This is a genomic window from Schaalia sp. lx-100, from assembly GCF_021083625.1.
In the GTDB taxonomy this organism is placed as follows: Bacteria; Actinomycetota; Actinomycetes; order Actinomycetales; family Actinomycetaceae; genus Pauljensenia.
On the sequence record NZ_JAJNRP010000002.1, the window covers coordinates 47,633 to 73,782 of the forward strand.

The window sequence follows — 26,150 nt, forward strand, 5'->3', positions numbered from 1 at the left end:
AGCGCGGATAAGCTAGACAGGATCAAGAGCCTGTACGCTACCTTGGAAATAGCCCTCACGCCAGGCACGGGCGAGGATGCGCCGAACATTGCGCAGCCGCCAATCAGCCTCCTACCCGGCCAAGGCCCCAGACGCGGACCCACACTATAAAGACACAGGCAGAAAGGAAAAGCACGCATGGGACAAGAATCTTGTTCAAAAGAAACGCCGCGTATTTTTTTTGCAGATACTATTCCACTGGCTGTGCCACAGCGCCTAGAGGACTTACGCGGACCTGAAAACGGGTGGCTTGATCTGCCGATCACCGTGTTTTGGGCACCTAACCGTCACTTTCCAATTAACAGTGATTCACAGCGCATAGAAGCATACAAAAATATTCTTGAACGCGGCACAAGACAAGACATATGCGCCTTCATCAATGCCGCACACCTACGTCGCCTCTGGCCTGAACTACACCCCAGCCCCAGAGTAAAACGCCTCTGGGAAACACGCTTCCCCGAACTCACACACCATGAATAACACCCACGCACAACGCGAACTCGCGCGACTCTTACTCACTTACCTCTCGCAATACTCATTTGCTCTAGCAGGCTCACTAGCCGCAAGGGAACATGGACTCATCCACCGGCCAACCCAAGACATTGACCTATTTGCCGCAGCACACACCAACACAAACACGTTTACAAGCGCCATAGCCGAACTTGACACGCACATGAAAGCACACGGCTGGCACACACATATACAGTGTTCCCCGCGTAAGCGGGGATGAGCCCGATTTTTACCCCACGCAGGCCGCCCCGCTTGTGTGTTCCCCGCGTAAGCGGGGATGAGCCGAACACGAACTGGATTTCCTCGAAAGATTTGAAAGACGCGGGGAGAGAGTGAAATGGATACCAAGAGATACGAAAACGTTTCTTTCAACAAATGATTTTGTTTGGTTAACGAATAATAACGAAGTATCCGGATTAAAATGCACATCGTCGAAAGCTTCCACGATACGCGATAACATTTCATCCGCTGTTGCGAAGGCTCTGAAAAACGGAGTAACTAAGGATGTTTTCGTTATCGACATAGGACGCTTTAGTGCTAGTCCAAAGTTGATCTCACAGTTAAGCCGATACAACCAAGCTCGCAAGGAACGCCCCGAATTTCTTATACGTCGTCTGTTTGTTCTTTCGGAAAATGGAAGGGTCTTTACAGAAATTCACTTGAAATAAGATTAAAGCGGGGCCACGTTCCGGGCGTTCAGACAGGACTAAAGTCCATCGGGCTGTTATTTCAAGCCTTGCCCAGGGAGTACCTCGCAAGACACAGCATAGCAGATAGTTGGTGTTCCCCGCGTAAGCGGGGATGAGTCCGCTTGAGCACATCCTCTACGGCGGGAATCCGAAATACGGTGGCGGACACATGTACGGTCACGGGTGGAAGGTTAAGGGGACGAGGCCGCGTAGCGAGTTTTCACAGTCGTGGACGCAACGTGACATCACCAACGCTATACGGGAAGTCCTTGAAAACCACTGGGATAGGGAATCGCTTGGTCCTTTTTCGGCTACTATTAAAGGCGAAGTAGTAACAGTGGCTATTCATCGAAATAAAGCAGGTGCGTTGGAGATCAAAACCGTGCATCAAGGGCTACCGTAGGAGGTGAACGCAGTGTTGGATGAGATGATGGAGGTCCGCAAGCTCTATGACGATCTGCATGTGTATGCGGCTCAGACTCGTGATCCCTACGGGCAGGTTGCTATAGGGGATCAATATTACGAGATGGATCCGGGCACCGCATTCATTTTCATTTTGAGTCCGCTCATCAACGGTGATGTGATTCTGCCTGATGAGCTCATGGCCCGGTTGCGCGCTGAAATGCCAGAAGACCCGTATTGGGCTCCCGAATTTCGTGACTTGGAAAAAGCTCAGAAGAAGCTACGTCAAAAGGCCGGTGTTTCCCGTGTAAGCGGGGATGAGTCTACTACCCGTTCTATAAAAAGGCGGCGTGCCGGGCGACTCTCGGGCAAAATGGAAGGTGCCCTACAGGTGTTCCCCGCTAGCGGGTCTTGTATTCCCTGATACCCCCAGCACGCGCATGAGAATTCTCCCCGTGTGCACTACTGCTTGTCAAGAGCCTGCTTCCCGCGTAAGTAGAGATGAGTCTTTGGTATGAGCTGTGTCCTTTCCATGCGGAAGGGGGGAGTGAAAAACCCGGCACCATGCGGCACTGGGCACGTTGATAAAAAATTGGGTATAAGAAAACCCCAAGAGCAGCTCACGTGCGCTTGAGGTTCTTATGGGTAGTTCAGGTGGGGTTATAAGGTGGCGTGTTTGTCTTCGGCTTTCAGCTCGTCTTGAAGTGCTTGCGCATCAAGATAGGCTTCGTACGTGTAGGTTTCCGTACCGTTATTTTCAATGCAGAGTAATCGGTATTCTTCTAAAAGCTCATCAGGAATAAGCATGCTGTCAGCATCTTCAATATCACGATGCCCTTGCGGGTTTTTTAGGGAATAAGGACGCAACTTGACATAAAGAGGCAAAAATGTGTCTTTTCTGTCGGGGTCGTAATGAATGATTTCTAAAATCTTAGAAAATTCCTCATCTGTCAAAACCATTTCTACCCTCCTTAATAAGGCAATCCCATATGTGCTGTACTAACTGCTGTGGTCGTATCAGCGTTTTTGTTTTTCTTCGGAGGGTTTACTTTCACTGTGATCATTTTTCCGTTGACCTGAGCAGAATAGGTCCCTACAAGCTGCCCATCTCATTTAGCCTCTAACACCTCACGTATTGCACTGGCAATATCATGCGGGGTCCACTCTTGAGGAAACTCAGTACGAGAGTATTCCCCGCGTAGATAAGGATGAATTTGGCACGTAACGGTGACCAGTTCATTGAAATCGAGTTGGCATAGTAAAGCGGAGCGCTTAGCCCGGGCGTTCTAGTTGGATTTTCATCCAACGGGTTGTTATTTCAAGCCGGGCCCAGGGTGGCAACCCCGCAATCAAGATAATAACACATATAAAATGCATTCATCGAAATTTTCGATAATATGCTTTTATAGGCGAGGGAAGCCAGCCAGCCCACCATTAAGGGAGAAATCCTGGGGCAGGCCTCGGGTCCCTCGCCTAACCCCTTTCAAGCAACAATATTGACCACCCGCACCCAACAGGTTGCGGGTTTCTTTTTACCACAGCAGGACCAACCTGGTCCCGATCATCACCAGGAGTGAGTATTCCCCGCGTAGATAAGGATGAATTCTAGCGAAGCTCCTCGGAGCATCGGATTTCAATAATGGGCAACACCTTTCGATGCTAGTCCCATACTTTCTGACGCGACCGGCCGGAGTGGGCCACAAAGCAATTTGAAAAAGTGCCCCTAGACGGTAATCAGCTTCCAGCAAGAATACGCTAACGATCCCGCAATTGCCGGGCCCTACACCCCAAAACTGCCTCAGAACAATAAAAACAGCACCCCGGACACCTCCCAGCGTTGCCAAAATTTCTTGTGTCCAAATTGGTCAAGAAACATCCAGACATATCCCTTGCAATCTTCACACCTGGGTCATTGAGCAGCAGGTGCGAAACGTGCTCTATCCCTTGACGCACTTACCGAATGTAGATATAGTGAAACTGTCGCTCTATAGAACATTTGTTTTGTAATACGAGCATATGCAGTCCGAACCTACTGCGTGCTTTCCCGTCACCGACGATGGTCAAACAGAAAAGGAAACATTATGAAAACCTCACCATCGAAGATCTTTACTGCGACATTGACAGCGGTTTCACTAGTATTTGTTTCTGCTGGAATCGCAAACGCGCAAGAACTCGCCACCATTCAGGGTGCAACTATTAGTTCATCCAACAAAGAAACAAATACCCCTCACATCACTCCAGAACAATTCACACAGGGCCTGAATGATCTTGTTCAGGAAGGAAAGCTAAAGATCCTGTCTTCGCATGAAACACCCACAGTATTCGAAAAAGAATACGGAGTCGTTGATCCAGACAGCGGGACAGTCGTCATGAGTTTCGTAACCGAAATACCGCGGTACGAGGAACGCATTTGGGGCGCTATGTGGGGTTGGGAACCTGCCATCACTTTTAATCAAACTGATCAAACAGCAATTGCCACTGGGGGAGCGGCAGCTATTGCCGCGATGGCAACTGCTGCAGCAGCTGCGTTAGCCGAAACAGTTGTTGGTAGCGTAATTTCCGCTGGACTGATCGCTTTTGTCGGCGGAGCCGCAACCGTCTACATTAGTCAGTACGGGAAATGCCCTGCTTCTCGCCCCACGCTGTGGGTTGGAACAATAAGCCACCGAGCTGCATGCAGGTAAACATGATGAAACAAAAAACAAAAGGCACATTACTTTACATATTACTCTACGGACTTTTTGCCTTCGTTACATCAACAACTCTGTATTACACAGCTGCTTCATTCTTTCCGAGGTATACACAAAGTGCCAGCATCGTTTGGTTGATTGTACTCTGTGTTTTTCCATTCATATTCACTTTCGCTCGTCAAAAGAAGAGCGCAACCACCGAACAGGAAATGGAGTAAGAATCTAAGTTTTCGCATGACGATGAGAGCTCATTCAGAAGATAACCCGCATCGATACCCTGAGCTGAACCAATAGATTTTCCGATGCCGCATTCTTCTTCCTTCTCCTGCGGTATCTCGCCTAGCATAAAAGGAACGGAGAGTTTAGGTACCCTCGTTCTGTCGGGGGCATTAGTCATGTCCAGTTTCTTTTCAAACCGAAACTGCCGGATGAGATCGGGGCCAGCTTGTTTAGGGGCTCAGTGATACTGGACTACTTCCCGTTACCCAAATTGTAGCTAATGGGAACTGCTGAGATTAGACCAATATTCGGCAAACCTGTCAAGAAATATGCGAATGTTTTGCGCCTGTCACTCAATGACTCAGAGGTGAAGAATTGCAAAGGACATGCCTGGACCAAAGGTGGTCACGATGGATACAAGAGCCGGGGTGGGTGCATGAGCAAGCCAAGTGGGTGCACTGCGAGGCCCGGTGGGTGCACTGCTGGATGCGGGCGGGTGCAAAACTGAGCCGGGTGGGTGCATCTTCATGTGTGGGTGGGTGCATGCGTTGGTGCTGGCTACCGGCGAAGACAATAAAGCCCCAGGCCACGGGTACCTGGGGCAAGGGAGGCGGCTGATCTAGATCGTCGTGCCGTCGTTGAATGTGATGGTGATTGTGCCGTCGGGGTGGATGGTGGCGTGGTCGACGAGGGCTCGCCAGGCTTCGGGGGTGTAGCTGATAGCGGGGTGTTCACTGCGGTACTGGTGGAATGTGGTGATGGCCGCGCGCTTTGCCTCGAGCTCGTGTAGTTGTTTTTCGATAGCCTCGACGGTGTCGAGCTGGTGCTGGTAGTCAGCTTCGAGCCGTGCATGGTCAGCCTCGAAGGCGTCAGGGTTGAAGTCGGTGTTGGCTGCAGAGCGGATGGGGGCATTGATTTCGTCCACCACCGCGTCGCGTGCGCTAATCGCCTGGGCGAGCTTGGCCTCGAGCTCGTGAGGGTCACCGAGCTGGTCGAGGACTGCTTCGAGTACTTCCGGGCTGGGTGGTGGTGCGAGCTGGCGGGTGGCCTGCTCGAACGCTGCGATCAGCTCGTTCTCGGTTACGTGCTTGGTCGCGCATGGCTGGCCGATTGCGGGATCGTATTTGCGGTTGCACCGCCAGATGCGCCGCTCGTAGCGGCTGCCAGCGTGCCAGGTTTTCGGCCCGTACCATCCCCCACAACACCCACACTCAATTTTCGATGCGAACGGGTGGCTAAAGGAGCGTGACCTGCCAGAGCGCCTGGCCAGCTCACTCTGGACTTGGTCCCAGACTGCCGGGGCAATGATGGCCTCATGGTTACCGGTCACGTAGTACTGCGGGATCTCTCCTTCGTTGCGTTTGGTGGTTTTCGTCAGGAAGTCCACGGTGAAGGTTTTCTGCAGCAGAGCGTCGCCCTTGTATTTTTCATTGCGCAGGATCGAGTTGATGGTGGACACGTTCCAGGTCTTCTTCCCCAAGGGCGTGGGGATACCATCTTCGGTCAGGTGTGCGGCGATGGTTTTGGGTGAGTGCCCTGCCAGGTATTCCCGGTAGATGCGTCGCACGATCCTGGCTTGGTCTTCATCAACAGCTAGGCCCCCGTCGTCGCCTTTCTTGTAGCCCAGCAGGGAGGCGTAGGGCACCATGACTTTGCCTTCCGCAAAACGCCTGCGGTGTCCCCAGGTGACGTTCTCGGAGATGGAGCGGGATTCTTCCTGGGCCAGGCTACTCATGATGGTGATGAGTAGTTCGCCTTTGGAGTCCAGGGTCCAGATGTTTTCTTTCTCGAAGTAGACCTCCACGCCGGCTTCTTTGAGAGCCCGCACGCTGGTGAGCGAATCGACGGTGTTACGGGCAAACCGGGACACGCTCTTGGTCACGATCAGATCGATACGGCCGGCCAAAGCGTCAGTGATCATGGTTTGGAAACCTTGCCGGTGCTTCGTTGAGGTTCCCGAAATCCCCTCATCGGCATACATACCAACGAACTCCCAATCGGCCCGGCCTTGGATGTAGTTGGTGTAGTAGTCGATTTGTGCCTGGTAGGAGGATTGTTGTTCTTCCAGGTCCGTGGACACGCGCGCGTAAGCCGCGACCTTACGCCGGGAGCGCACCGTCGTAGGAGTGAGCGTCTTGGCGGGCCGTGCCGGGATGGTGGTGACGGTGGCCATGGGGTTACTCCTTTCCTGCCATCACGGGCTCAGCGGTGTGTGCGCCTCGTTTCGTCACGGTGACTTTTCCGCTGGGGTAGACGGTGACCTGCTCGAGACGCTCGATGACTTGCTGGTCATCCCACTCACCTAATCCCAGGTGGGCGGTGATAGCGCTCTTGAGCTGGGCCTCCCTGATCTGAGGTGCCCGGCAGGGGTTGCCTTGCCCCCTCGTGGCGGTTTCGCACCACCAGTACTTGTAGGAGACGTGCTTGCGGGTTTTGGTGCGCCGGTGGAAACGCCGCCCACATTGGCTGCACACCACCCTGTGGGTGAGCGCGCACGTCCCGCCACTAGGGGTCAGCGCCCTACCGCCGGAGCCGCGTCTGCGGGCGAGCTCGTCTTGGACCCGACTCCAGGTGGCCTCGTCGATGATGGGAGGGTTTGCTCCTTCCACCCAGTACTTGGGTAGTGCCCCGTCGTTGACGACGAGCTTTCCTCCAGGACCGTCGGTGTAGGTGGCTTGCAGCATTTCGTTGCCCACGTAGCGGGGGTTTTCCAGCCAGGTGCGGATCACCGAGCCGAGGAAGTTTCCTCCTTCTCGTGCGCGCAGCCCCTCAGCGTTGAGGCGGTCGGCAATAGCCTCGGGGCTCACCCCAGCCAGGTACTCGTCAAAGACGCGGCGCACAACCTGGGCCTCATCGTCGTTGATGTGCAGGCTCCCGCCCACCCAGGTGTATCCGTAGATGCGGTGGGAGTTGGTGACACCGGTCTTGTACCGGTTGCGGATCGCCCACTTCACGTTCTGTGACAGGGAGCGGGATTCTTCCTGGGCGAAGGAGGCCAGCAGGGTGAGCATGAGCTCACCTTCCGCGGTGGAGGTGTCAATGTTTTCTCTCTCGAACCGCACCGCCATCCCGAGCGTGGCGAGCTCGCGTACGCATGAGAGCAGGTCGACGGTGTTGCGTGCCAGGCGGGAGATGGACTTGACCAGCAGGATCTGGAAGTCGCCGGCTCTGGCGTGGTCCATCATGTCAGCGAACCCGGGCCTGTTGCTGGTGGTGCCGGAGATGCCTTGGTCGGTGTAGATCCCGGCGAACTGCCAGGCAGGGTTAGCGCAGATGAGCTTGGAGTAGGCAGCGACTTGTACGGCAAGGGATCCTGCTTGGGTCTCTGACATGGTTGAGACCCGGCAGTAGGCGGCCACGCGGATGCGGCTGGTGGGTGTGCGTCGTGGTGTGATGGTCTTAAAGTCTGGGCTCATCTGCTGCTCCTTTCTGCCCGCGTGGGTCTCGCCGGTGGTGTTCTGGTGTGTGACATGAACGCTCTACACGCCGGGTTTATCAAGTCCTGGCGCGGGTAAACCCCACCCTGGTCTCATCCCAGGAGGCGGCGAGCTGGCGGTGAATGGCGCGTACCTGACTGGCGGTGAGTAGCCCTCGGGCGGCAAGGGCATCAAGGAAGTCCAGGTCTGCTGCCGTCTGGGTTTCTGCCTGCCAGCACACTGCGGTGGCCTGGCTGGTCATGGGCGTCCGCCCCGGGTTCCGAAACGGGTGCGGATGTAGCAGGCGTGCGTGCAGTACTTGCGGTGCTTGTTGCCATACGCCTCAAAGGCGGCACCGCAGCCGGCGCAGGTGTGGGTGGTGATGGCGCGCCGCTCAAGCATCATCGGGTGGGCATGCCACCAGGACATGCGGCAGGCCCGGCTACAGAACCTCTGCCCACGCCGGGGCTGGTCGATGGCTTTCCCGCAGTGCTCGCACACCCCACCCGTGGGTGTGCGTCTGGGGTGTGGGGTGATGTTGTTGCGCCGGCACCACGACTTGATCGTCTCGCGCCCCACCCCGGTTATTGCTGCGATCTGCCCGAAGCTGGCTCCACCTTCCCGAAGCGTGATGATCTTTCGCTGCACGTGTGACTCCATGGTCCTCTCACCGTCCTTTCACCCATGCGTCCTTGGCCGGCACGTAAACCGGACACGACGTCTTGCCTCTAGGGGCAGCGGGTGCTGCCACGCTCTAGGCGGCGGCAAGCTGGTGGTGATAACCCCTGGATGCGACAAAAGCGCCCCCACCCACCGGTGTTGGTGGGCAGGGGCGCAATGCCAGAAAGGGACTGGTGGTCAGGAGAGCTTGCGGTTGACGATGGCCTGCACAGCGTCGTAGAGGTGGCCGAGCCGGTTACGCCGCTCAGCCCCGTTGCCGTACTCGCCACGAATCACCGCGTCAGCCAGGGCCTCCAGGTTCGGGCCTGGAGCCGGCGCAGACGGAGCAGCACCGGAGAGCTTGGCGTTGACTCTGGCCTGGACCGCGTCATAGAGGTGTCCCAGGCGGGCCTTTCGGTCCGCGCCGTTGCCGTAGTCACCGCGGATCACCGCATCCGCTAGTGCCTCAATGTCAGGTGCTGGTGTCGGGTTGGCGGGCGCTGAAGGTGCGGGCTGGGAGGCGCGGCCGGCAAGGATCTCGTTGACCCTGGCCTGGACTGCCGAATACTGGCTACCCAGGCGGGCTTTGCGCTCCTCACCGTTGCCGTACTCGCCGCGGATCACCGCCTGAGCGAGGGCCTCAATGTCCCCGCCGACGCTGGGTGCGGGAGCAGCCGGGCGACCGCCACCAGTGATGTAGGGGCCAAGCACGCTCGCTGGCGGGTAGTAGCGGCCAGGACAAGCGGTGGATGAGGCGTCCTTGTGACCGATGATCTTCAGTGGCCCGTAGGTGGCCTGCAGGTTTCGGATCAGCTCACCAATGGTCGCCTTATCGGCATCAGAGCAGCGCGGGTTGCACTCGATACCGATCGAGCACTGGTTGACCGGCCAGTTGCCGGCATGCCAGGCGGTGTGAGCCAGGTCCACCATCTGCACCACGCGGCCGGCTTCAACCACGAAGTGCGCGGACGCGCCACGGCCGGGGTTTTGGAAGGTGGCGATCACACCGGACAGTTGCGGGTTCTTCGCCGGGTCATCCCAGTGGTGGATGACGATGGTGGTGATGCGCTTACCGCCCCGACCACGCGTGTAGTTCGACGGGTGTGCTGGAGTGAACGACTGCTGGTAGCTCATGGTGTCTCCTTCGGATGGTTGTCGGGTACAAGAAAGCCGCCGGCAGAACTGCGCGGCGGCTGGATGGACTTGGGGGTGTCACTGTCCCCGGGTGGGATCGGCGGCGAATCACCAACCTGGTCACTGGCTCGTGGCCCGTCGTAGGCGTGCCGGCCCCGGGCCGGGTGCTGGGTGATGGTGGCAAGGGCGTCGCGGAGCTTGTCTGGGACGGGAAGCCCGATACGGGCAGCGTTTTCCACGATGGAGAGGCCCTCATTGGCCAGGTAGAAGAAGATCGTGGCTGTCCTAAGGACTCCGCCTTCACCCAGGACGTGAACGTCGAGGATGTTGGCCAGGCCCACCAGGGCGAAGATCATGACCTTGCGGGCGATCCCCTTAAACCCCACCGCGCTGGAGAGCTCCCCGGTGGCGTAGGCGGCGATGACGCCGGTTGCGTAGTCGATGGCCACCAGGGTGACCAGGGCAAGCAGGAAGCCGTCAGTGCCTCCGAGAAACCAGCCCACAATGCCTCCAATCGTGGTGAAAAGTGTGTGTGAAACAGTCCAGGCAGTGCGCATGGGCCTCTCCTTTCTGGGTGGTGTTAGAGCAGGCCGTCTGGGCCGGTGAGGACATCGAGGACTTCCCAGGCCACATCCACCGAGCCTGTGCTGGCCTGCGGCAACGGCAGGTTCACCGGTGTCGGGTCTGCCGGTGGTATGGGTGTGGTGTCGTGGTCGGGTTCGAGTAGCACCGAATGCCCCTCACCGACAAGCACACCCGAGCTCACATCGGCAGACACAGTGCCTTCTTCAACCGCTGAGGCCTCAGTGATGGGTTCACTCATCACCGCTCACCTCCTGCTCGGTGGTGGTGGCTAGGTGTGCTTCCAGGGCGTCACACAGGTGGTCATAGGCAGCAGCCTCATCACCAGCAAACGGCTGAGTGAGCGCGGTCAGTGCCTCATACAGGGTGCGTGCCATGGTGGTGTACGACGGGCCGGACAGCTCCGCCCGCTCGGCGAGCAGCACACCACGTGCCTGGATGAAGGCGGCCGCCTGCTCGGGGGTGTTAAAGCGAATATGGCCGTCGCCGTCGACCTGCGGTGTGCCAGTCGTATCGCACAGGGCGTGCTCGCGGGCGAGCTCCAACTCGCTCTCGGCCAGGGACTGGGCGGCCACGGTGGCCATGGCCAGGACCTTGGAGCGGGCCCTGGATGCGGCACCGGCAAGCGGCAGCGACGCGAGTAGTTCGCAGATGGCGGGCAGGTACTGGTTGGTGATGATGATCGACATACAGGTGCCTCCATGTGGTTGGACGGATGGTTAGGTGAGGTTGGTGGACATGGTTTGCCAGCCGGTGTTCGAGTAGTACTCCCAGGTCACCCGCCCGCCACCGGCGTCGCGGATGGTTTTGATCCAGCCCTGGTTGAGCAGGCTGATCAGGGCGTTGACCCGTCCCATGAGGTCTTTGACCCGGTCGAATAGGCGGGTCATGTTGTAGTAGGACCCGTTGGTGACCACCATGACGTCGTAGGTGTGGAAGACGATCTTGGCCAGGTTGTTGGAGCTCGCCCACCCCGGGAAGGTGCCCAGTCCGTTCAGCGTGACGTCTTTGAGGGCGATGGAGCGGTTGCCGGCGGTGTAGAACGCCCACCCGTGTGTGCGCAGGGCGGTGCCCAGGTGGATGCCGGACTGGCCCCAAAACTTCCCCTTGGGGTCCAAAGTGAGCATCGTGGTGAACATCGACGCTGTCGAGGACTGCTTGTATGCCCAGTCCACGAAGTCACCCTGCCAGTCCAGCGCGTTGGTGATCCCGCGGATGTCTGGGGAGTCCTTCTTGTACTGCTCGCCGATCCAGCCGATCTTGCGGGTGCCGTACCAAAACGCCATGCCCTGGCTGGTGATCTGGCCCTCCAGCGTGGATCCGTCGTACCAGGAGATTGAGTACGGGGTGATCCGGATCGTGTTGTTCCAGCCTGCCAGACCCACTTGGATCGCGTTGGAGGCGAGCTTGTCCGCCGTGATCGACCCGGCCCCGATCCGCGCAGCGCTCAGGGTGCCGGTGGTGATCTTCCCGGCATCCAGAGAGCCGATTTTCGCGCTCGTGATCGCAGCATCGGCAATCATGGCGGTTCGGATGAACCCGTTAGCGATCGTGAGCTTGTCCGAGGTGATCGACCCTGCCCCGATCCGCGCAGCAGCAAGGGTGCCGGTGGTGATCTTCCCGGCATCCAGGTTCGCGACCTTCGCGCTCGTGATCGCCGCGTCCTTGATCATCGCGGTGGTGATGAACCCGGCCGCAATACTGAGCTTGTCACTCGTAATGGAGGAAGCAGCGATACGCGCGGCACTGATATAGCCACTGGTGATCTTGGCAGCATCCAGGTTCGCGATTTTCGCACTCGTGATTGCCGCGTCCTTGATCATCGCGGTGGTGATGAACCCGGCCGCGATCACCAGCTTGTCGGAGCTGATGGAGGCTGCCTTGATGCGGGCAGCGTCCAGGTAGCCGGTGGTGATTTTCGCAGCGTCCAGGCTGGCAATCTTCGCACTCGTGATAGCCGCGTCCTTGATCATCGCAGTGGTGATGAACCCGGCCGCGATGACCAGCTTGTCGGAGCTGATGGATGCGGCCTTGATACGGGCGGCATCCAGGTAGCCGGTGGTGATCTTGGCGGCGTCCACCGCGCCGATCTTGGCGTTGCTGATGGCGGCGTCCGCGATCATGGATGTCTTGATCACGGCCGTATCAATGAGGGCTTGCCCGGTGATGTGCAGGCGCTTGCCGGCGATCAGCTCGACTTCTGGGGAGGCGTTGATCGCGGCAATCACCCCACCGGCACCAACCTTGCCTCCCACCTCTCCTTCGAGGGACTGGTAGGCGGCATCGAAGTCAGTGTCCATCTGGTTGATGCGATCGGTGAGCTCCTTGTCCTTGTCACCGAAGTCAGTCCTGGCCTTGGCGATAGCGTCGTCAACCCGGGCCGACAAATCGTGGACTGCCTGCCCGTTTGCGGCGTCCCCGGCCTGAAAGTCAGCACGCACCTGGCCGATCGCAGCGTTGATGTCCTCTTCCAAGGCCTGGGCTTGCTGTACTGCCTGGTCGAAACCTGCCTGCATGTCAGAGCGCACCGACGCCACCTCGGCATCGAACTCAGCGTTCATCTGGGTGATCCGCCCACCCAGGTCAGTATTGATCTGGGCGATCTCGGCGCGGGTTTTCTCCAGCTCTGCGTTGATCGCGGCGGCGGTGATGTCTCCTGCGACCTGCACCCAGCCAGGCTCACCGGTAGTGGTGGTTTGGTACACCCAGACCGCCACCGTCCCATCGCCCACGTCCTGAAACCAGGTATCCCCCAGGCGGGCACCCGCAGGCTCATCTGCCTGGTAGTAGACAGTGTTAGACCCGTTAGCTGAGATCAAGGCGATGGCAGTGTCTTCCGCCCGGGCGGCCGCATGCGCGGTCAGCGCCTTGATCTGGCCGGTCAGCGACCGGGCCGCCACCACACTGGGGTTGGTAGCCAAGGTCAGTGACTCATACACCCCCGCAAGCGGGTTGAAGGTGTAGCCGGTGATACGGGCACTGGCCTGCAGACCATAAGAGTCGGCATGCACCGTCACCCGATCCCCAATCAGCACTTGCTCCAGGCCCACCTGGTCGGGAGCCATCTCGGCCTCAATGACCAAGGCGGGCTGGTCGACATGCTCGACGTCAAACAGAGCCCGGGCTGCCTCCCGCAGCGCGGCGAGTGCCTCATCCATGGGTAGCTCGCCCTCACCGGGGTTGGCGGGATCCTTGGCGGCCTTGATCTGGTCGAAGGAGACCACGCGGATATACGGGTGCGGGTAGTCAGTGATGCGTGGTGAGTCGATGAAGACTTCCGGCAAGGTCAGCCCGTCAAACCCGACCGGCAGAATGCGGGTGGCAAGGCTGGTGGTGTCGATCGTGACGGTGAGAGCCGTGAGGTTTTTGCCTTCCCACACGCTCGCCCCGCGGTCTCTTCCGCGCGCGCTCACCCAGGTGATGCGGGTGTTGTCGCGGATGATCTCCCCACCCCACCGTGAGAGCAGTCCGACCTCGTCATCGATGAGGGCTTCCAGGCCGGTTTTACGCACCCACCGGGCCGTCGTGCGATACCCGATACTCGTAGTCGCCCCGGCGGTGAACGGGTGTGGGGCGAACAGGGATGCCAGCAGGTAGGCCAGGGCCTCGCTGGCGGTGCGGTTCACGGCCGCCTTATCCACGATCACGTTCGACCCGAGGTCGCTGGTGATGTGGGTGCAGGTGGCGGTCATCAGCTGATCACTGGTGGCTTCCAGGGTGGTGATGCGAAACCCCTGACGGGCCATACCAGGAACCGGGGCTGCGACAATGTCGCCCTCGGCCACCATGCCCAGCTCTCTCAGCGGCCACGACAAACGCAAGGTGAAGGCCCCGTTGATCTCTTCACTCACCTGCGCGCTGGCCAGGTGGGGGTCGAGCACCATGCGGCCGCTGGTGGTGAAGGTGGTGTCCTGCTGCAGGCTGGGGTCGTGCAGGGTGATCATGGGTGCCTCCAACGAGGTAGGAGCCGGCCAGACACACCAGCAGGGACACTGACGGTCGTGGTGCCAGCAGGCAGGACAGGAAAATCAGTAGCCGTCAGCGCGTCGAGGGCGATCTGCCCGGAGACGGTGCAGGTGCGCGCCTCGCAGTCGATCACCAGCTCTCCTGAGCCCGGCAGGCGCACCATGTACGGCGTAGCCCCGATGCGGAAGGTGGGTTGCCCCGAGCCGGTGAGGGTGATGGTGGGGCGGGCTGGGATGAGGCTCGGGTTGCTCACCTGCACGCTGCCGCCGGCTGGCAGGATGATGGGGACCAGCCCGGACTCCAGGTAGGTGAAAGGCCGGCAGGCAACCTCGAGGGTGGCCTGAAAGCGGGAGCCAAACCGGGTCACTTCACTGACTGCGCTGGTGGCGGTGAGGAAGAAGCGGCCAGGCAGGTGGCTCAGCCGCAACTCCAACCCCGGCGTGGCACACACCCCGGCCAGGCGGTCGATCACCTCAAGTGTGGGGGCAAGCAGGCCGATCGTGAGGCTGCGAAGGCTCCAGCCGGTAGAGCGCATCAACCTGCCCTCCCCGCCAATGATCTCCACCTCGTCCACCACCCTGGCTGTCGGGGTGAGCACCGGTGGGTTGGTGATGCGGCACCCGGTGGCCAGTGAGTTGAAGGTGCCGAGAGTAAACGAACGCACCATGTCCTCCTTTATGCAGGCAACAGTGTCGAGGCGCGTGCGCGGCCTGCGATCGCCCGATCCATCAGGGGTGCCAGGCGCCCCACCAACGTGCCGTCGGACAGGCGCACCTGAATATCAAGCCGGTCAATGACCGCCCGAGCAGCCTGGGTGGCAACGGCAGCCACATCCACACCACCCATAGAGCCAGCACCGGTAAGCCCACCGACAGACGCTGATGCGGAGGTTCCATTGGGTGTTACGGCGACAGGGATGGTCACCCCGCTGGCCAGGCCAGCCAGGGTGTCGGTGACGTCTCCTGCCATAGCCTGGGCAGCATCCACCGCACGCGCCCCGGTAGCAGTAATCCCTCCAGCCAAGCCCCGGGTGAGCATGTCACCCACCCAGGCCATCTGCCGTGAGGGTGAGTGGATACCGAAGTAGTCGGTGATCCCATCCCAAATCGAGGCACACCAGGAAGCGACCTTGTTCCACAACCAACCAGCCAGGGACTGGATCCCGTTCCACAGGCCGCGCACCAGGTTCATTCCCACGTCCGCGAGCTGCCCGTAGCCGGAGGCCAGGCCGCCCACGATGGCAGAAATAATCTGCGGCAACGCGCCCACGATCGTGCCGATAATCTGCGGCAGCGCCGTAATCAGGGAGGTCAGCAGGCGGATACCAGCTTGGACCAGCTGTGGCAGTGCTGCCAGCAGCGCGCTGATGACGGCGGCGATGATGGTTGGCATCGCGGCCACCAGGGTCTGAATGATCTGCGGCAGGGCCCCGATCAGGGCTGTGAGCAGCCGGATGCCGGCATCGATGAGCTGCGGGATCGCAGTCAAGATCCCGGTCACGATGCTGGTGATGATCTGCGGCAAGGCCGCCACGATGTCCTCAATGATCGTCGGCAACGCCGTCACAATCGAAGTGAGCAGTTGGATACCTGCATCGATGATCATGGGGATCGCAGCAATGATGAAGTCCACCAGCGCCTGAATGATCGCCGGTAGTGCCTCAATGAGCACCGGCAGGGCCTGGATCAACCCCTGAGCCAAGCCCATGATCAGCTGCAGGGCTGCGGCAAGGATCATCGGCAGGTTGTCTGCCAGCACCTGCACCATCGCGGCAAGCACCTCGGCCATGCCGACCAGCAGGCTGGGAAGTCCCTGCCCGATACCGTCGATCAGGGCGGTGAGAATCTGTACCCCGACCTCAAGCAGGCCAGGAAGCAGGTTCAAGATCCCGCCGATCACAGTGGTGACAATCGTCGAGGCCAAGGTGGCGATACTCGGCCCCATGGTCGACAGCGACTGGACGATAGTGTCCAAGGTTTTCAGTAGCTCCACCCCGATCTTGGGGACCTCGGTGACGAGGAACTGGGTGGCTTGCTCCACCACCGCGCCCAGGGCCTGGAGTAGACCAGCCACGCCGCCTGTCTCGAAACCAGTCGTAAGCGCATCGACCCAGGAGTTCACCGCCGGCAGCGCGGTGGAAGCCAACATGGATGACAGGCCCCCAGCCAGCGCACCCTTGAGGCCCGCGACCCCGTCCTGCAGGGTCGAAACCTGCCCGGAGAAGGTCTTCGACTGGGCTTCCATCGCCCCATAAAACTGGCCACCCTCCGCCGTCGCACTAGCGAAGGCGTCAGCGACCATGTCGGCGCTGATCGCGCCCTTTTCCATCTCCTCTTTAAGCTCACCGACACTCTTCCCGGTCTTCTTGCTGATCTCCTGCAGGGGGTTGAACCCGGCGTTGATCATCTGCAACAGATCCTGGCCGGAGAGCTTCCCAGCTGAGGAGACCTGTGCGAAGGCAAGGGTCAAAGATTCGAGCTTTTGGGCATCCCCCTGGGAGATATCACCCAGCTGCCCCAGGCGCAGCTTCGCCTCATCCGCACTCATGCCAAAGGCCATGAGCGTTTGGGTGTTTTTGGCTAGATCCTCCATCCCAAACGGAGTCTTCGCCGCCGTGGTTTTCAGGTCGTTGACCAGCTGCTGGGCCTTGGCCTGATCGCCCAGCATCGTGGTAAAGCTCGTGGTGTACTGCTCCATCGAGGCGTTGTAGGCAACACCATCCTTCATCGCCTGGGCAAACCCACGCCCAATACCCGCGATCGCCCCGACAATAGCTTTGACCCCGCCGATGATCGCCTCAGCAGCAAGGTTGGCTTTCAAGACATCACCGAAGATACGGGTCTTACCGGAGGTGTCATCGAGCTCGCCGCCCAGTTCGTCGACTTCGCGGGAGAGCTTGTCCGCCCCACTGGCCGCGTCCTTGAGCTCACCCTCCGAGCTGCCTGCAGCGGTGGTGAGCTCGTCGATCTTGGCGGTGTTCTCACCGAGTTCGCGCTCCATGTCGTTGAGCGTGGCGGTAGCGTTGTTGAGCTGGATCCGCCAATTCTGAGTGCGCGAATCCGACTGGCCAAACGAAGCAGACGCGTTATCCAGTGCGGCCTTGAGTGCCTGGATTTTGGAGCGTTGGGCCTCGATCTCTTTGCCGAGCACCTGGTTGCGGGCAGTCAGGGCGTCAGCGTCGGTGGCGTTCTTGCCGAACTGGGAGGCCACCACCTTCATCTCTGAGCCAAGCACCCGCATCTCACGGTTGATGTCCGCGATCGCCTTCTTGAACTCCCGCTCGCCCTCCAGGCCAATCTTCAAACCAAACGAAGCATCAGACATGCACGCGGCCTTTCCGGGGGGGTAAACGAAGCCCCGCCAGCCACAATGGCTAGCGGGGCGGGTCGTGTACGGTTATGGGCGATTATGCGAAAGGATCTTGGGTTGGATCGTGGTGGACTTCCAGTTCGACCATGTCGCACACGGTGCGTGAGGTGTCGTCTCCGTCGAGATGGGCGATGAGGGCGGCCGTCATGTCCATTCCTGCTGCTACTCCCGAGGAGGTCCACCGGTCACGGTCAGCGACCCATCGGGCCTGGCGCACCCATTGAACATTCGTACCAAAGCTGGCAGCCCAATCAAACGCACGCTTATTTGAGGTAGCCCGATACCCTTCGAGCAGCCCAGCTGCTGCCAACAGAGCAGAGCCTGTACACACTGATATCACCAACGGGGTGTTCAGTCCCCACTGGCGCAACCTGCCCACAAACTCCTCATCGTGGATGTGCCGCCTGGTCCCCATTCCTCCGGGTACCAGCAGAATGTCGACGTCTTCACCCATCGGGTGCTCTGCGAGGACTGTCGTTCCAATTGCCCCGGTGACAGGGCCTGGCTGGGGGGCGTGGAAGGACACCGTGTAATGCTTGGGCAGGTTACCGAACAGCTCAACCGGGCCGAAGACATCCAGAGGCTCGAATTCATCAAAAAGCAAGACGCCGAGCTTGCGGGGTGGCGGACTCAACATTGTGGACCTCTTTCTATCGTTTGAAGTTCTTTAACGATAAGCCCGCGTGCTGTGAGAATCCTATTGATGCTTCACACCCTGGGACGATGGCAGCGGCTACAGCCCGGCAGGGATGACCTCATCAATCGTCACCTGCGAACCGTTGCGGCTGGGTTGTTCGTGTTGCCAGTGGCATTCGACCAAATCCAGGAGCACGCCGAGTGGGAGCAGGGCGGTCTGCCAGCGGTCCAGGTGCAGGTAGCGGTGGGCCAGATAGGTCAGTCTCGTGAGGGTTTCGGCCCATCCGCTACCTGTGGGTGTGCTGCTCAGGCTTTTGGGGAGGAAACCTCACGGCGCATGCCCGCCTCCAAGGCTGCGGTGATCGCGTCCTTGTAGTCGGCGAGCTCCCCGGGCACGGTGAGCAGCTCAATGGCCTCCGGGGTGATCTCGTCGTGCGGGTCGTGCGGGTGGGTGAGGTTGTGGATCAACACGGACTGGTTGGCCAGCAGGGCGATCAGCCAGCAGATTTCACCGATCTGCTCACCCAGATCATTGGAGGATTCCAGCTTGTCGCCAAGCTGCTCGAGCCCACCGTAGCGGGAGGCAATCTCCCTAGTAGCACGGGTGGTGAGCACCAGCTCCAGGTCCCTCCCGCCCAGGCGGATGAACGCGGAGTGTCCCGGGCCTTCAGGCAGCACGGAGTGGGTGGTTTTCTTCTTGGTGGCCATGCGTGTCCTCCTTAGTTGCCAGTGCCCGTGGTCGTGGTGGTGTAGGCCGGCTCGTACACGGTCTTGAACCAGCCGTCGGTGATGGTCTTGGCGGCTTCGCCTTCGGTGGTTTCGGCCTTCCACGGGTGCTTGCCCAAGGGGTCGGGCTTGGTGCGGCGCAGGATCGTGCCCTCAATCTCCGGGGTGGAAAACTCGATACTGTCGCCCTTGGTGGTCAGCGACGCGGTGGGAACGGCGAAGCGGACCTTGTAGAGCCAGAAGTACCGGTAGGTGCCGTTGGCTTTGCGGGCGCGGAACCCGATCGCGACCGGCGCCCCACCGTCTTCGGATGTGGAGACCAGCACCTTGTTCTTATCGATGACCGCACCGACCAGGTCGGCGGACACCTCGGCGCTGATGTCATCGACCCCCAGGGTCAGGGTGCCGGACTTGAATTCTTTGACGACCTCAGCAGGGCCGTCATCGGCATACAAGATCGCTTCAGCGACCTCGATAGAGACCTCCGCGCTGATCGCCTTAGCCAGCTGCTTCGGCGTTCCGTAGGTTTCCTCCCCGCTGGTGGGGTCCTCCGTGATGGTCGCGTAGTACAGGGAATCGAGTCCGATGGTTGCCATAATTGGGGCTTCCTTTCAGGTGTAGCTGTGGTGGGTTTGGGTATCGATGGCGTAGTGGTGGTAACCGGTCTCGTCCTCGAACCCGATATAGGAACGAGCCGTGACCGTGACACCAGCATCGAGCAGTGCGGCGGTGAGTTGGTCGCGAAGCGGAAGGTAGTTGCCCCGCGCATACACGCTCATGCGTGCTTCTTCGACCTGGGCCCCTGGGGTGTTATCCCCGTACAGGGCCAGGGTGTCCACCAGTGGGGTGAGCACCACGAACGCTTCCGGCAGCGGGGTTTCGGTAAACAGGCCCACCCTCACCGGAAGGCCGAGCTCCTCGCAGACGGTGGTGAGGTGTTCAAGCAGTGGGGTGCTCATGTGCGGCCTTTCGCCAGGCGCTCGGCCAGCACCCGTTTCATGGCCTCCAAGGCTGGGGCGCGGGTGGTGCGGCGGGTGCGGGTAAGAAACGGGCGGGCTGCCTGGCGGGTGGAGCCGTATTCGAGGATGGTCGCGATCTTCGCGTTCACACCCCCGTCTTGGCGGGGCTCATCGAAGCCGACTTTCACGTTGTGGTTTCCCGACCGATCCGTATTCACCGGGGTTAGGCCCAGGGCTGCGGCAAGCTGGCCGGTTGCGTACCTACCGGTGATGGATGAGTCGAGGTTGGCGCGCATGACCGGCTCAACCACATTGCCGGCGGCTTTCAGGGCTGCTTCGGCGTGCTCATCGAGGTGGGCTCCTGCCGCCGTGAGCTCATCGAGCACATCATTGGGGAGTTTCACGGTTGCCTTCGCCATCACCCGCCTCCCTTCTCAGCGCCGCCTTCTGGGGTGTGTTGGTGTGCTTCGATCACGGTGTAGCGGCCGACCTGCTCGATGCTGTCGATCACCCAGCGCCCATCCGGGGCGGCGATCACCATGGACTCATCCACCCGGATTGCGGGGTGGGTGCGGATGCGGAAGATCGCGGTGGCTTTCGTGTAGGCCGCACGGTTCACCCACGCTGCGCTGGCGTGGCGGTGTTCAACCTCGGCTCGCACTGTGGCCAGGACCTGCTCGGCCACGATGTCGAACCCGGCACTATCCCTCGTGTGGCTGAGGGCAATGACGTCGATGAACTGGCGCATCTGACCCAAACCCATGAGGATCACACCTTCCATTCCCGGTCCATGACGAGCAGCCGGTGGATCGCTTCCCAGGCGGCGCGGGCGGCGTCGGTTTTGTCTGCCCAAAACCCTCCGGTTGCACCATCGCGTGCCTCATACAGGTGGGTTGCCAGCATGACCACACCCTGGGTGGTGGCCGGGCTCATCGCGTGGGTGGCGTAGTAGCCGTCTGGCAGGTGTTGGAAGGAAGCAGCGTAGGAGGTGGCGGCGTCCACCAAGTGTGCGATCAGCTCATCATCCGTATCGAAGTCGATGAGCAGATTGGTCTTCACCAGGGCGGTGAGGTCTCCTGTGGACATCCGCCACCTCCTTAATCGCTTGTAGGGGTTTAGGCGCTGGCCTTCTGGGCCAGGACCTGCACGGCCTCAGGGACGATGAGCTTGCCGTCCAGGCGCTGGGAGGCCAGGAACCCAACTTGCCCCGTGGTGGCGAAGAGCTCGTTGAGGCGCTTGAAGGAGCGGCCCACGCGGTCTGCGATCCAGTAGTAGGACAGGTCACCGAAGGCCACAGTGCGGGCCCCGGCCTTGATCTCAGGCACAAACGTGGAGGTGTGCACGGGGCGGCCCAGGATCGTGTCCGGATCCCCTGCGGTCAGGGCCGGCTGCCACAGGTACTGGCCGGTGGTGTCCTTGAGCTTGCGCACTGTCTTGACGGTGGCGTCGTTCATCAGCCACACCGCGTTCTTGCGGTACGGGGCACGCAGCGCATAGTGCAGATCGATCAGCTCATCCGCCGTAATGTCGGTTGCCTTCGCGGTGGTCACCGTGGACTGTGCGCCGGAGGTGGGATGGAAGACACCGGTGGGCTTACCTGAGCCGTCGCCGTTGATGAAGGCTTCCTCTTCGGCAGCGCCCATGCGGCGAGCAAACTCGGAGGCGAGGTAGGCCTCGATGTCGAAGGCGGAGTCGTTGAGGAGTTCTTCGGAGACCTTGAGGAAGGTGCCGAGCTTGAACGCGGAGAGGGTGACCTGGTTGAAGGTGTCGTCGGACTCGGTGTAGGGCTTGCCCTCATCCAGCCAGGCGGCGGACCCGTGGGTGGCGACCACTGGGATCTTGCGGTCCCCGCTGGTGGTGGTGATGACCTTGGCCAGGGTGCGCATGATGTTCTGGTCGGCCAGGGTGTCGACCAGGGTGCGTTCGAACTCGTCAGGCACAAGGTAGCCGCCCTCCGTGTCCGTGCCGACGGACAGGGCGTTTCGCACCTCTGCCGGGCTGTGGTTCAGGCGCATCGCGTCCCAAAACGCCCGCTTGTAGGTGGCAGAAGCGCGACCCGCCGGTTCGTCCTCGTCGGTGTGGAAGACGGCGGTGTTCATGCCGGGACGGGCGGTCAGCGGTGGGCGGGTTGCGCGGGCAAGCTGGGCGTCGAGGGTGGCGGCGCGCTCGTTGCGGGCGATCTCTCGGGTGAGGTCCTCGATCTCTGCCTCCATGCGGGCATAGGTCTGGTCGTCCTCGGCGGTGAGGCATCCGGTTTCAGCATCGCGGCGCTCATCGAGGAAAGCCTTAGCGGCCTCCCAGGCCTTGGCGCGGCGGGCGTAGAGGTCAGTGGTGGTCATGGTCATGATCAGTGTTCCTTTCACGATCTAGTGGGGTTGGTTGGCCAGGGCGGCGTACAGGTCAGCAATCCGCCGACCCAGACGAACAGGCGGCGGGGTGGGTTGGTGGTGGTTGATCTTGTTCACCAACGCGGCAGTGGTTGCTGCGGCGCTAAAGGTGAACCCCGCACCAACAGGTACGGGGCGAGAATCAACAGCAGCGTCAGCATCCGGCTCTGGGTCTGGCGCGGGCGGCGTGAACACCTGTGTGGGTTCGCTGGGTTGGTAGAGGCCGTCAGCAAACCCGAGATTGATGGCGGCTTTCGCGTCCATCCAGGTTTCCTCATCCATCAGCCGGGCAAGTTTGGCCCGCTGCATGCCGGTGCGTAGCTCGTAGGCGTTGATGATGGATTCCTTGACCGCGCTCAGCATCTCCACCGCGCGAGACAGTTCAGTGGCGTCTCCGGTGGCCAGGGTGGCGGGATTGTGGATCATCATCATCCCCACCGGGGAGATCAGCACCTCGGTGCCAGCCATCGCAATCACCGATGCTGCCGATGCTGCTAGGGCGTCGATGATCACGGTGACCGGATACGGGTAGTCCATGAGCATCGTGTAGATCTCGGCCGCGGCCACGCAATCCCCACCCGGGCTATTGATCCACACCTGGATCGGGCCGGAACCGGCCTCCAACTCGCTCCTAAAGATGCCGGGGGTGACGTCGTCGTCGAACCAGGAGTCTGCTGCGATGACGCCGCCGATACGCAAAACCCGGTGGGCATCATGCTCACCGGGCGGATCGGCTGGGGGCTGCTCCCAGTTCCAAAAACGGTTAACCGTCATGCCCTGCCTCCTCTCTGGCGGGTGTTCTGGGTTGGGTCATTGGGGTCCTCCTCAGTCGTGGGTGTGGGTTGGGCGGTGGCATACGCCCCGGCCAGGGACAGGGGCAGCATGTTGCCGTTGACCAGGTACAAGTCCCCGCCGTCCTCCGGGGTGATGCGGTCGAGGTTTTCGAGCTCGCGGATGTCGTTGGCGCTCATCCACCCGTTCTGGCGTGCTACCGCGTAGCTCTGCATGCGGCTCGCGTAGTCACCGCGCAGCAAGCCCTCGAGGTTGAACTTCACGAACACGCCAGCATCGCGGGGGTCGAGCAGGGTTTTGGTCAGGGCTTGTTCCCAGCGGATCACCCACGGATCGAGGGTGTATTTGACGAACTCGAGGGACTGCTGCTCGATGTTCGAGAAGCTGGATTTGTCCAGATCGCCGATCATGTGGGGTGGGATGCGGAAGATCCGGGCGATCTCACCCATCTGGAACTTGCGGGTCTGCAAGAACTGCGCCTGCTCAGGGGAAACCGAGATGGGCGTGTACTTCATGCCCTCCTCTAACACGGCGATCTTGTTGCCGTTCCTGGCTCCACCGAAGGTGGCTGTCCAGGATTCACGCACGCGGGAGGGGTCTTTGATCGTGCCGGGGTGTTCGAGCACCCCTCCGGGGGCGGCACCGTTGGCGAAGAAGGATGCTCCGTAGTCTTCGCAGGCTTGGGCCATGCCGATCGCGTTTTTCGCCATCGCGATCGGGCTGTATCCCACCAGGCCGTCAAACCCCAGCCCCGGAATGTGCAGCACCTCAGAGGGGGGAAGTACGACGCGCTCGTACTCGGCCCTCGGTGGCTCCTCGCTCGTGCGCTGGTACTCGTAGTAAAGCCGGCCCGCACTATCGCGGCCCACGGTCATGCGGTTAGGCATCAGCGGGTAGAGGGCGATGACTTCGCCGCGGCCGTTTCGGATCACCTGCGCGTAGGCGTTACCCCAGAGCAGCAGGTGGGTCATGAGGGTTTCCCGGAACACGAATGAGGTCATTTCCGGGTTCGGCTCGTCATGCAACAGGCGGTAGAGCGGATGGGTGATGGCTTTCTCTTTCCCGCCATCCGTGCGGGTGTTGTAGACGTGCAACGGTAGGCCTGCGATCGCCTCAGCCAGAATCCGCACACACGAGTACACGGCTGTCATCTGCATGGCGGTGCGCTCGTTCACCGCCCGGCCCGAGCTTGTGGGGCCGAACAGGAACGAGTAGCCAGACGAGAGCTGCGTGTTGGTAGCACTGCGTGGTTTGAGCCAGGCAAGTAGTCCCATTGTTTCCTCCTGACTGGGTTAGAGCACGAGTAGTCCGCGCTCGTCGTACACCGAGTGCGCGGGCGCAGCGTTGCCGTTCCTGATGGCTCGGTCTAGGGCCATGATGAGGGCGACGACGCCGTCGATCTTCTCGGTGGACTTTTGCTTGTCGGGCTTGATGTTGCCGGCAGGATCGGTGCGGATGTGGATGTTGTCGACCATCCACGCGAGCACCTTGTTCCCGCCATGCTGGATCCGTCCCTCGAGGGCGAGCTTCATCAGCTCCTTGCTCGGCGGGCTCATGTCTTTGAAGCCCTGCCCGAAAGGCACCACTGTGAAGCCCAGAGCATCGAGGTTCTGGCTCATTTGCACCGCACCCCACCGGTCGTAGGCGATCTCCCTGATGTCGTAGCGGCTGCCGAGTTCCTCGATGAACGCTTCGATCGCGGCGTAGTGGACGACGTTGCCTTCGGTGGTGTGCAGCAGGCCTTCGCGTTCCCACTGGTCGTAGGGCACGTGGTCACGGTTCACCCGAAGCTCGATGTTGTCCTCGGGGATCCAGAAATGCGGCACCACCACATACGACTCATCCTCGTCCCGGGGTGGGAAGACAAGGACGAGGGCGGTGATGTCGGTCGTACTGGCCAGGTCCAGGCCGGCGTAACACACCCTGCCCTCAAGCGAGGCCAGGTCGATCGGAGCGTTGCCTTTGTCCCACAGGTGCATGGGCATCCACCGGATGGATTGCTTGACCCACTGGTTGAGGCGCAGCTGCCGGAAGCTGTTTTCTTCGGCGGGGTTGATCCTTGCCGAGTGGGCGGCCGCCCGAACCTTATCGATGGGGACGGTGATGTCCAGGCTTGGGTTGGCTTTACGCCACACCGACTCATCCAACCAGTCATCCTCAGGATCGGCCCCGTAGATCACCGGGTAGAAGGTAGGATCGTTCTTTTTGCCGTCCAGGATGTCGCGGGCTTTCTGGTGCTGCTCGAAGCACACCGAGGCGGTGTTGGTCCCTGCCGTGGTGATCAGGAAGTACAGCGGCTGGGTGCGGGCATCGCCGGAGCCTTTGGTCATCACGTCGAACAGGGCCCGGTTGGGTTGGGTGTGCAGCTCATCGAAGACGACCCCGGAGATGTTGAAGCCGTGCTTGGAGTAGGCCTCAGCAGAGAGCACCTGGTAGAAGCTGTTGGTTGGGGTGTAGACGATGCGCTTTTGGGAGGCGAGGATCTTCACCCGTCTGGCCAGCGGCGGGCACAAACGCACCATGTCGGCAGCGACCTCGAAGACGATTGAGGCTTGCTGGCGGTCTGCCGCACACCCATACACCTCGGCGCGCTCCTCACCGTCCGCGCAGGTCAGTAGTAGTGCGATTGCGGCGGCGAGCTCGCTTTTGCCTTGCTTTTTGGGGATTTCGACGTAGGCGGTGGTGAACTGCCGGTAGCCGTCAGGCTTGATGGTGCCGAACAGGTCGCGCACGATTCTCTCCTGCCAGCCCAGCAGCTCAAAGGGTTTGCCGGCCCAGCGGCCCTTGGTGTGTTTGAGGGCCTGGATGAAGGCGACCGCGTAGTCGGCTTTGCGCTTGTCGTAGTGGGAGCCCTCATCCATGAACCGGGTCGGCACATAAGCGTCCGTGCTGGTGCTGGCCATGGTGGTTCTCCCTTCCGGGGTATAGGTAAGCGCCCTGGAGCGTGGGCTCGCGGGGCGCAGCGTGGTTGCTG

The 26,150-nt window shown here is 60.5% G+C and carries 27 protein-coding genes; 5 read left to right on the forward strand and 22 right to left on the reverse strand.

All coding sequences use genetic code 11. The features are described from left to right. The first annotated feature begins 177 nt into the window (after positions 1-177). The 3 genes from LRP54_RS01620 (at position 178) to LRP54_RS01630 (ending at position 2,064) form a co-directional block, all read left to right on the forward strand. Complete coding sequence (locus LRP54_RS01620; protein WP_231234717.1) at positions 178-519, forward strand: transcriptional regulator; 342 nt, start codon at positions 178-180, stop codon at positions 517-519. 831 nt (positions 520-1,350) lie between these two features. Further along, complete coding sequence (locus LRP54_RS01625; RefSeq protein WP_231234718.1) at positions 1,351-1,641, forward strand: hypothetical protein; 291 nt, start codon at positions 1,351-1,353, stop codon at positions 1,639-1,641. A 12-nt stretch (positions 1,642-1,653) separates the two neighbouring features. Beyond that, positions 1,654-2,064: a hypothetical protein gene (locus LRP54_RS01630; protein WP_231204618.1), complete on the forward strand. Its 411-nt coding sequence runs from the start codon at positions 1,654-1,656 to the stop codon at positions 2,062-2,064. Between the two features lie 236 nt (positions 2,065-2,300). Here the strand turns inward: LRP54_RS01630 and LRP54_RS01635 are convergent, their stop codons facing one another. Continuing rightward, positions 2,301-2,600: a hypothetical protein gene (locus LRP54_RS01635; protein WP_231204620.1), complete on the reverse strand. Its 300-nt coding sequence runs from the start codon at positions 2,598-2,600 to the stop codon at positions 2,301-2,303. Positions 2,601-3,721: 1,121 nt separating this feature from the next. On the opposite strand from LRP54_RS01635, the gene LRP54_RS01640 reads away from it, so the two are divergent. After that, positions 3,722-4,324, forward strand: a complete 603-nt coding sequence (locus LRP54_RS01640; RefSeq protein ID WP_231204622.1) for a hypothetical protein — start codon at positions 3,722-3,724, stop codon at positions 4,322-4,324. An 844-nt stretch (positions 4,325-5,168) separates the two neighbouring features. Here LRP54_RS01640 and LRP54_RS01645 read toward each other — a convergent pair. Beyond that, positions 5,169-6,722 carry a recombinase family protein gene (locus LRP54_RS01645; RefSeq protein ID WP_231234719.1) on the reverse strand — a complete coding sequence of 518 codons (1,554 nt, stop codon included), beginning with the start codon at positions 6,720-6,722 and terminating at the stop codon, positions 5,169-5,171. Positions 6,723-6,726: 4 nt separating this feature from the next. Beyond that, positions 6,727-7,965 (reverse strand): recombinase family protein, encoded by a 1,239-nt coding sequence (locus LRP54_RS01650; protein WP_231234720.1) that lies wholly within the window; start codon positions 7,963-7,965, stop codon positions 6,727-6,729. Between the two features lie 306 nt (positions 7,966-8,271). On the opposite strand from LRP54_RS01650, the gene LRP54_RS01655 reads away from it, so the two are divergent. Continuing rightward, positions 8,272-8,619, forward strand: coding sequence for a hypothetical protein (locus LRP54_RS01655; RefSeq protein ID WP_231234721.1), 348 nt, complete (start codon positions 8,272-8,274; stop codon positions 8,617-8,619). 204 nt (positions 8,620-8,823) lie between these two features. Here LRP54_RS01655 and LRP54_RS01660 read toward each other — a convergent pair whose 3' ends face one another. From LRP54_RS01660 to LRP54_RS01750, 19 genes are all read right to left on the reverse strand, one after another. Continuing rightward, positions 8,824-9,759, reverse strand: coding sequence for an N-acetylmuramoyl-L-alanine amidase (locus LRP54_RS01660; RefSeq protein ID WP_231234722.1), 936 nt, complete (start codon positions 9,757-9,759; stop codon positions 8,824-8,826). Then, positions 9,756-10,316 carry a phage holin family protein gene (locus LRP54_RS01665; RefSeq protein ID WP_231234723.1) on the reverse strand — a complete coding sequence of 187 codons (561 nt, stop codon included), beginning with the start codon at positions 10,314-10,316 and terminating at the stop codon, positions 9,756-9,758. Before LRP54_RS01665 ends, LRP54_RS01660 begins: the two co-directional genes overlap by 4 nt. A 23-nt stretch (positions 10,317-10,339) precedes the next feature. Next, a complete protein-coding gene (locus LRP54_RS01670) occupies positions 10,340-10,582 on the reverse strand; it encodes a hypothetical protein (protein ID WP_172119270.1) in 243 nt (80 codons plus the stop codon). Continuing rightward, complete coding sequence (locus tag LRP54_RS01675) at positions 10,575-11,030, reverse strand: hypothetical protein (protein ID WP_231234724.1); 456 nt, start codon at positions 11,028-11,030, stop codon at positions 10,575-10,577. Before LRP54_RS01675 ends, LRP54_RS01670 begins: the two co-directional genes overlap by 8 nt. A gap of 30 nt (positions 11,031-11,060) precedes the next feature. Then, the gene (locus LRP54_RS01680; protein WP_231234725.1) at positions 11,061-14,285 is read right to left on the reverse strand and encodes a phage tail spike protein; all 3,225 of its coding nucleotides are present in this window, start codon (positions 14,283-14,285) and stop codon (positions 11,061-11,063) included. Continuing rightward, on the reverse strand, positions 14,282-14,974 hold the full coding sequence (locus LRP54_RS01685; RefSeq protein ID WP_231234726.1) for a hypothetical protein: 693 nt from the start codon (positions 14,972-14,974) through the stop codon (positions 14,282-14,284). Before LRP54_RS01685 ends, LRP54_RS01680 begins: the two co-directional genes overlap by 4 nt. An 8-nt stretch (positions 14,975-14,982) precedes the next feature. Next, positions 14,983-17,631, reverse strand: a complete 2,649-nt coding sequence (locus tag LRP54_RS01690; RefSeq protein WP_231234727.1) for a phage tail protein — start codon at positions 17,629-17,631, stop codon at positions 14,983-14,985. Between the two features lie 82 nt (positions 17,632-17,713). After that, on the reverse strand, positions 17,714-18,313 hold the full coding sequence (locus tag LRP54_RS01695; protein WP_231234728.1) for a DJ-1/PfpI family protein: 600 nt from the start codon (positions 18,311-18,313) through the stop codon (positions 17,714-17,716). Positions 18,314-18,434: 121 nt separating this feature from the next. Further along, positions 18,435-18,596: a hypothetical protein gene (locus LRP54_RS01700; RefSeq protein WP_231234729.1), complete on the reverse strand. Its 162-nt coding sequence runs from the start codon at positions 18,594-18,596 to the stop codon at positions 18,435-18,437. A gap of 22 nt (positions 18,597-18,618) precedes the next feature. Further along, a complete protein-coding gene (locus LRP54_RS01705; protein WP_231234730.1) occupies positions 18,619-19,020 on the reverse strand; it encodes a hypothetical protein in 402 nt (133 codons plus the stop codon). Between the two features lie 11 nt (positions 19,021-19,031). Continuing rightward, entirely contained in the window at positions 19,032-19,634 is a 603-nt protein-coding gene (locus LRP54_RS01710; protein ID WP_231234731.1) for a major tail protein, read from the reverse strand. A 15-nt stretch (positions 19,635-19,649) separates the two neighbouring features. Next, on the reverse strand, positions 19,650-19,997 hold the full coding sequence (locus LRP54_RS01715) for a hypothetical protein (RefSeq protein ID WP_231234732.1): 348 nt from the start codon (positions 19,995-19,997) through the stop codon (positions 19,650-19,652). After that, on the reverse strand, positions 19,994-20,416 hold the full coding sequence (locus LRP54_RS01720) for an HK97 gp10 family phage protein (protein ID WP_231234733.1): 423 nt from the start codon (positions 20,414-20,416) through the stop codon (positions 19,994-19,996). The genes LRP54_RS01715 and LRP54_RS01720 overlap by 4 nt, the downstream gene beginning before the upstream one ends. Then, a complete protein-coding gene (locus LRP54_RS01725; protein ID WP_231234734.1) occupies positions 20,416-20,778 on the reverse strand; it encodes a phage head completion protein in 363 nt (120 codons plus the stop codon). Before LRP54_RS01725 ends, LRP54_RS01720 begins: the two co-directional genes overlap by 1 nt. Then, the gene (locus LRP54_RS01730; RefSeq protein WP_231234735.1) at positions 20,766-21,083 is read right to left on the reverse strand and encodes a head-tail connector protein; all 318 of its coding nucleotides are present in this window, start codon (positions 21,081-21,083) and stop codon (positions 20,766-20,768) included. The genes LRP54_RS01725 and LRP54_RS01730 overlap by 13 nt, the downstream gene beginning before the upstream one ends. 29 nt (positions 21,084-21,112) lie before the next feature. Continuing rightward, positions 21,113-22,336 (reverse strand): phage major capsid protein, encoded by a 1,224-nt coding sequence (locus tag LRP54_RS01735; protein WP_231234872.1) that lies wholly within the window; start codon positions 22,334-22,336, stop codon positions 21,113-21,115. A 27-nt stretch (positions 22,337-22,363) separates the two neighbouring features. Then, positions 22,364-23,158 (reverse strand): head maturation protease, ClpP-related, encoded by a 795-nt coding sequence (locus tag LRP54_RS01740; protein WP_231234736.1) that lies wholly within the window; start codon positions 23,156-23,158, stop codon positions 22,364-22,366. Further along, positions 23,155-24,450 carry a phage portal protein gene (locus LRP54_RS01745; protein WP_231234737.1) on the reverse strand — a complete coding sequence of 432 codons (1,296 nt, stop codon included), beginning with the start codon at positions 24,448-24,450 and terminating at the stop codon, positions 23,155-23,157. Before LRP54_RS01745 ends, LRP54_RS01740 begins: the two co-directional genes overlap by 4 nt. An 18-nt stretch (positions 24,451-24,468) precedes the next feature. After that, complete coding sequence (locus LRP54_RS01750) at positions 24,469-26,079, reverse strand: terminase large subunit (RefSeq protein ID WP_231234738.1); 1,611 nt, start codon at positions 26,077-26,079, stop codon at positions 24,469-24,471. Between the last annotated feature and the right edge of the window lie 71 nt (positions 26,080-26,150).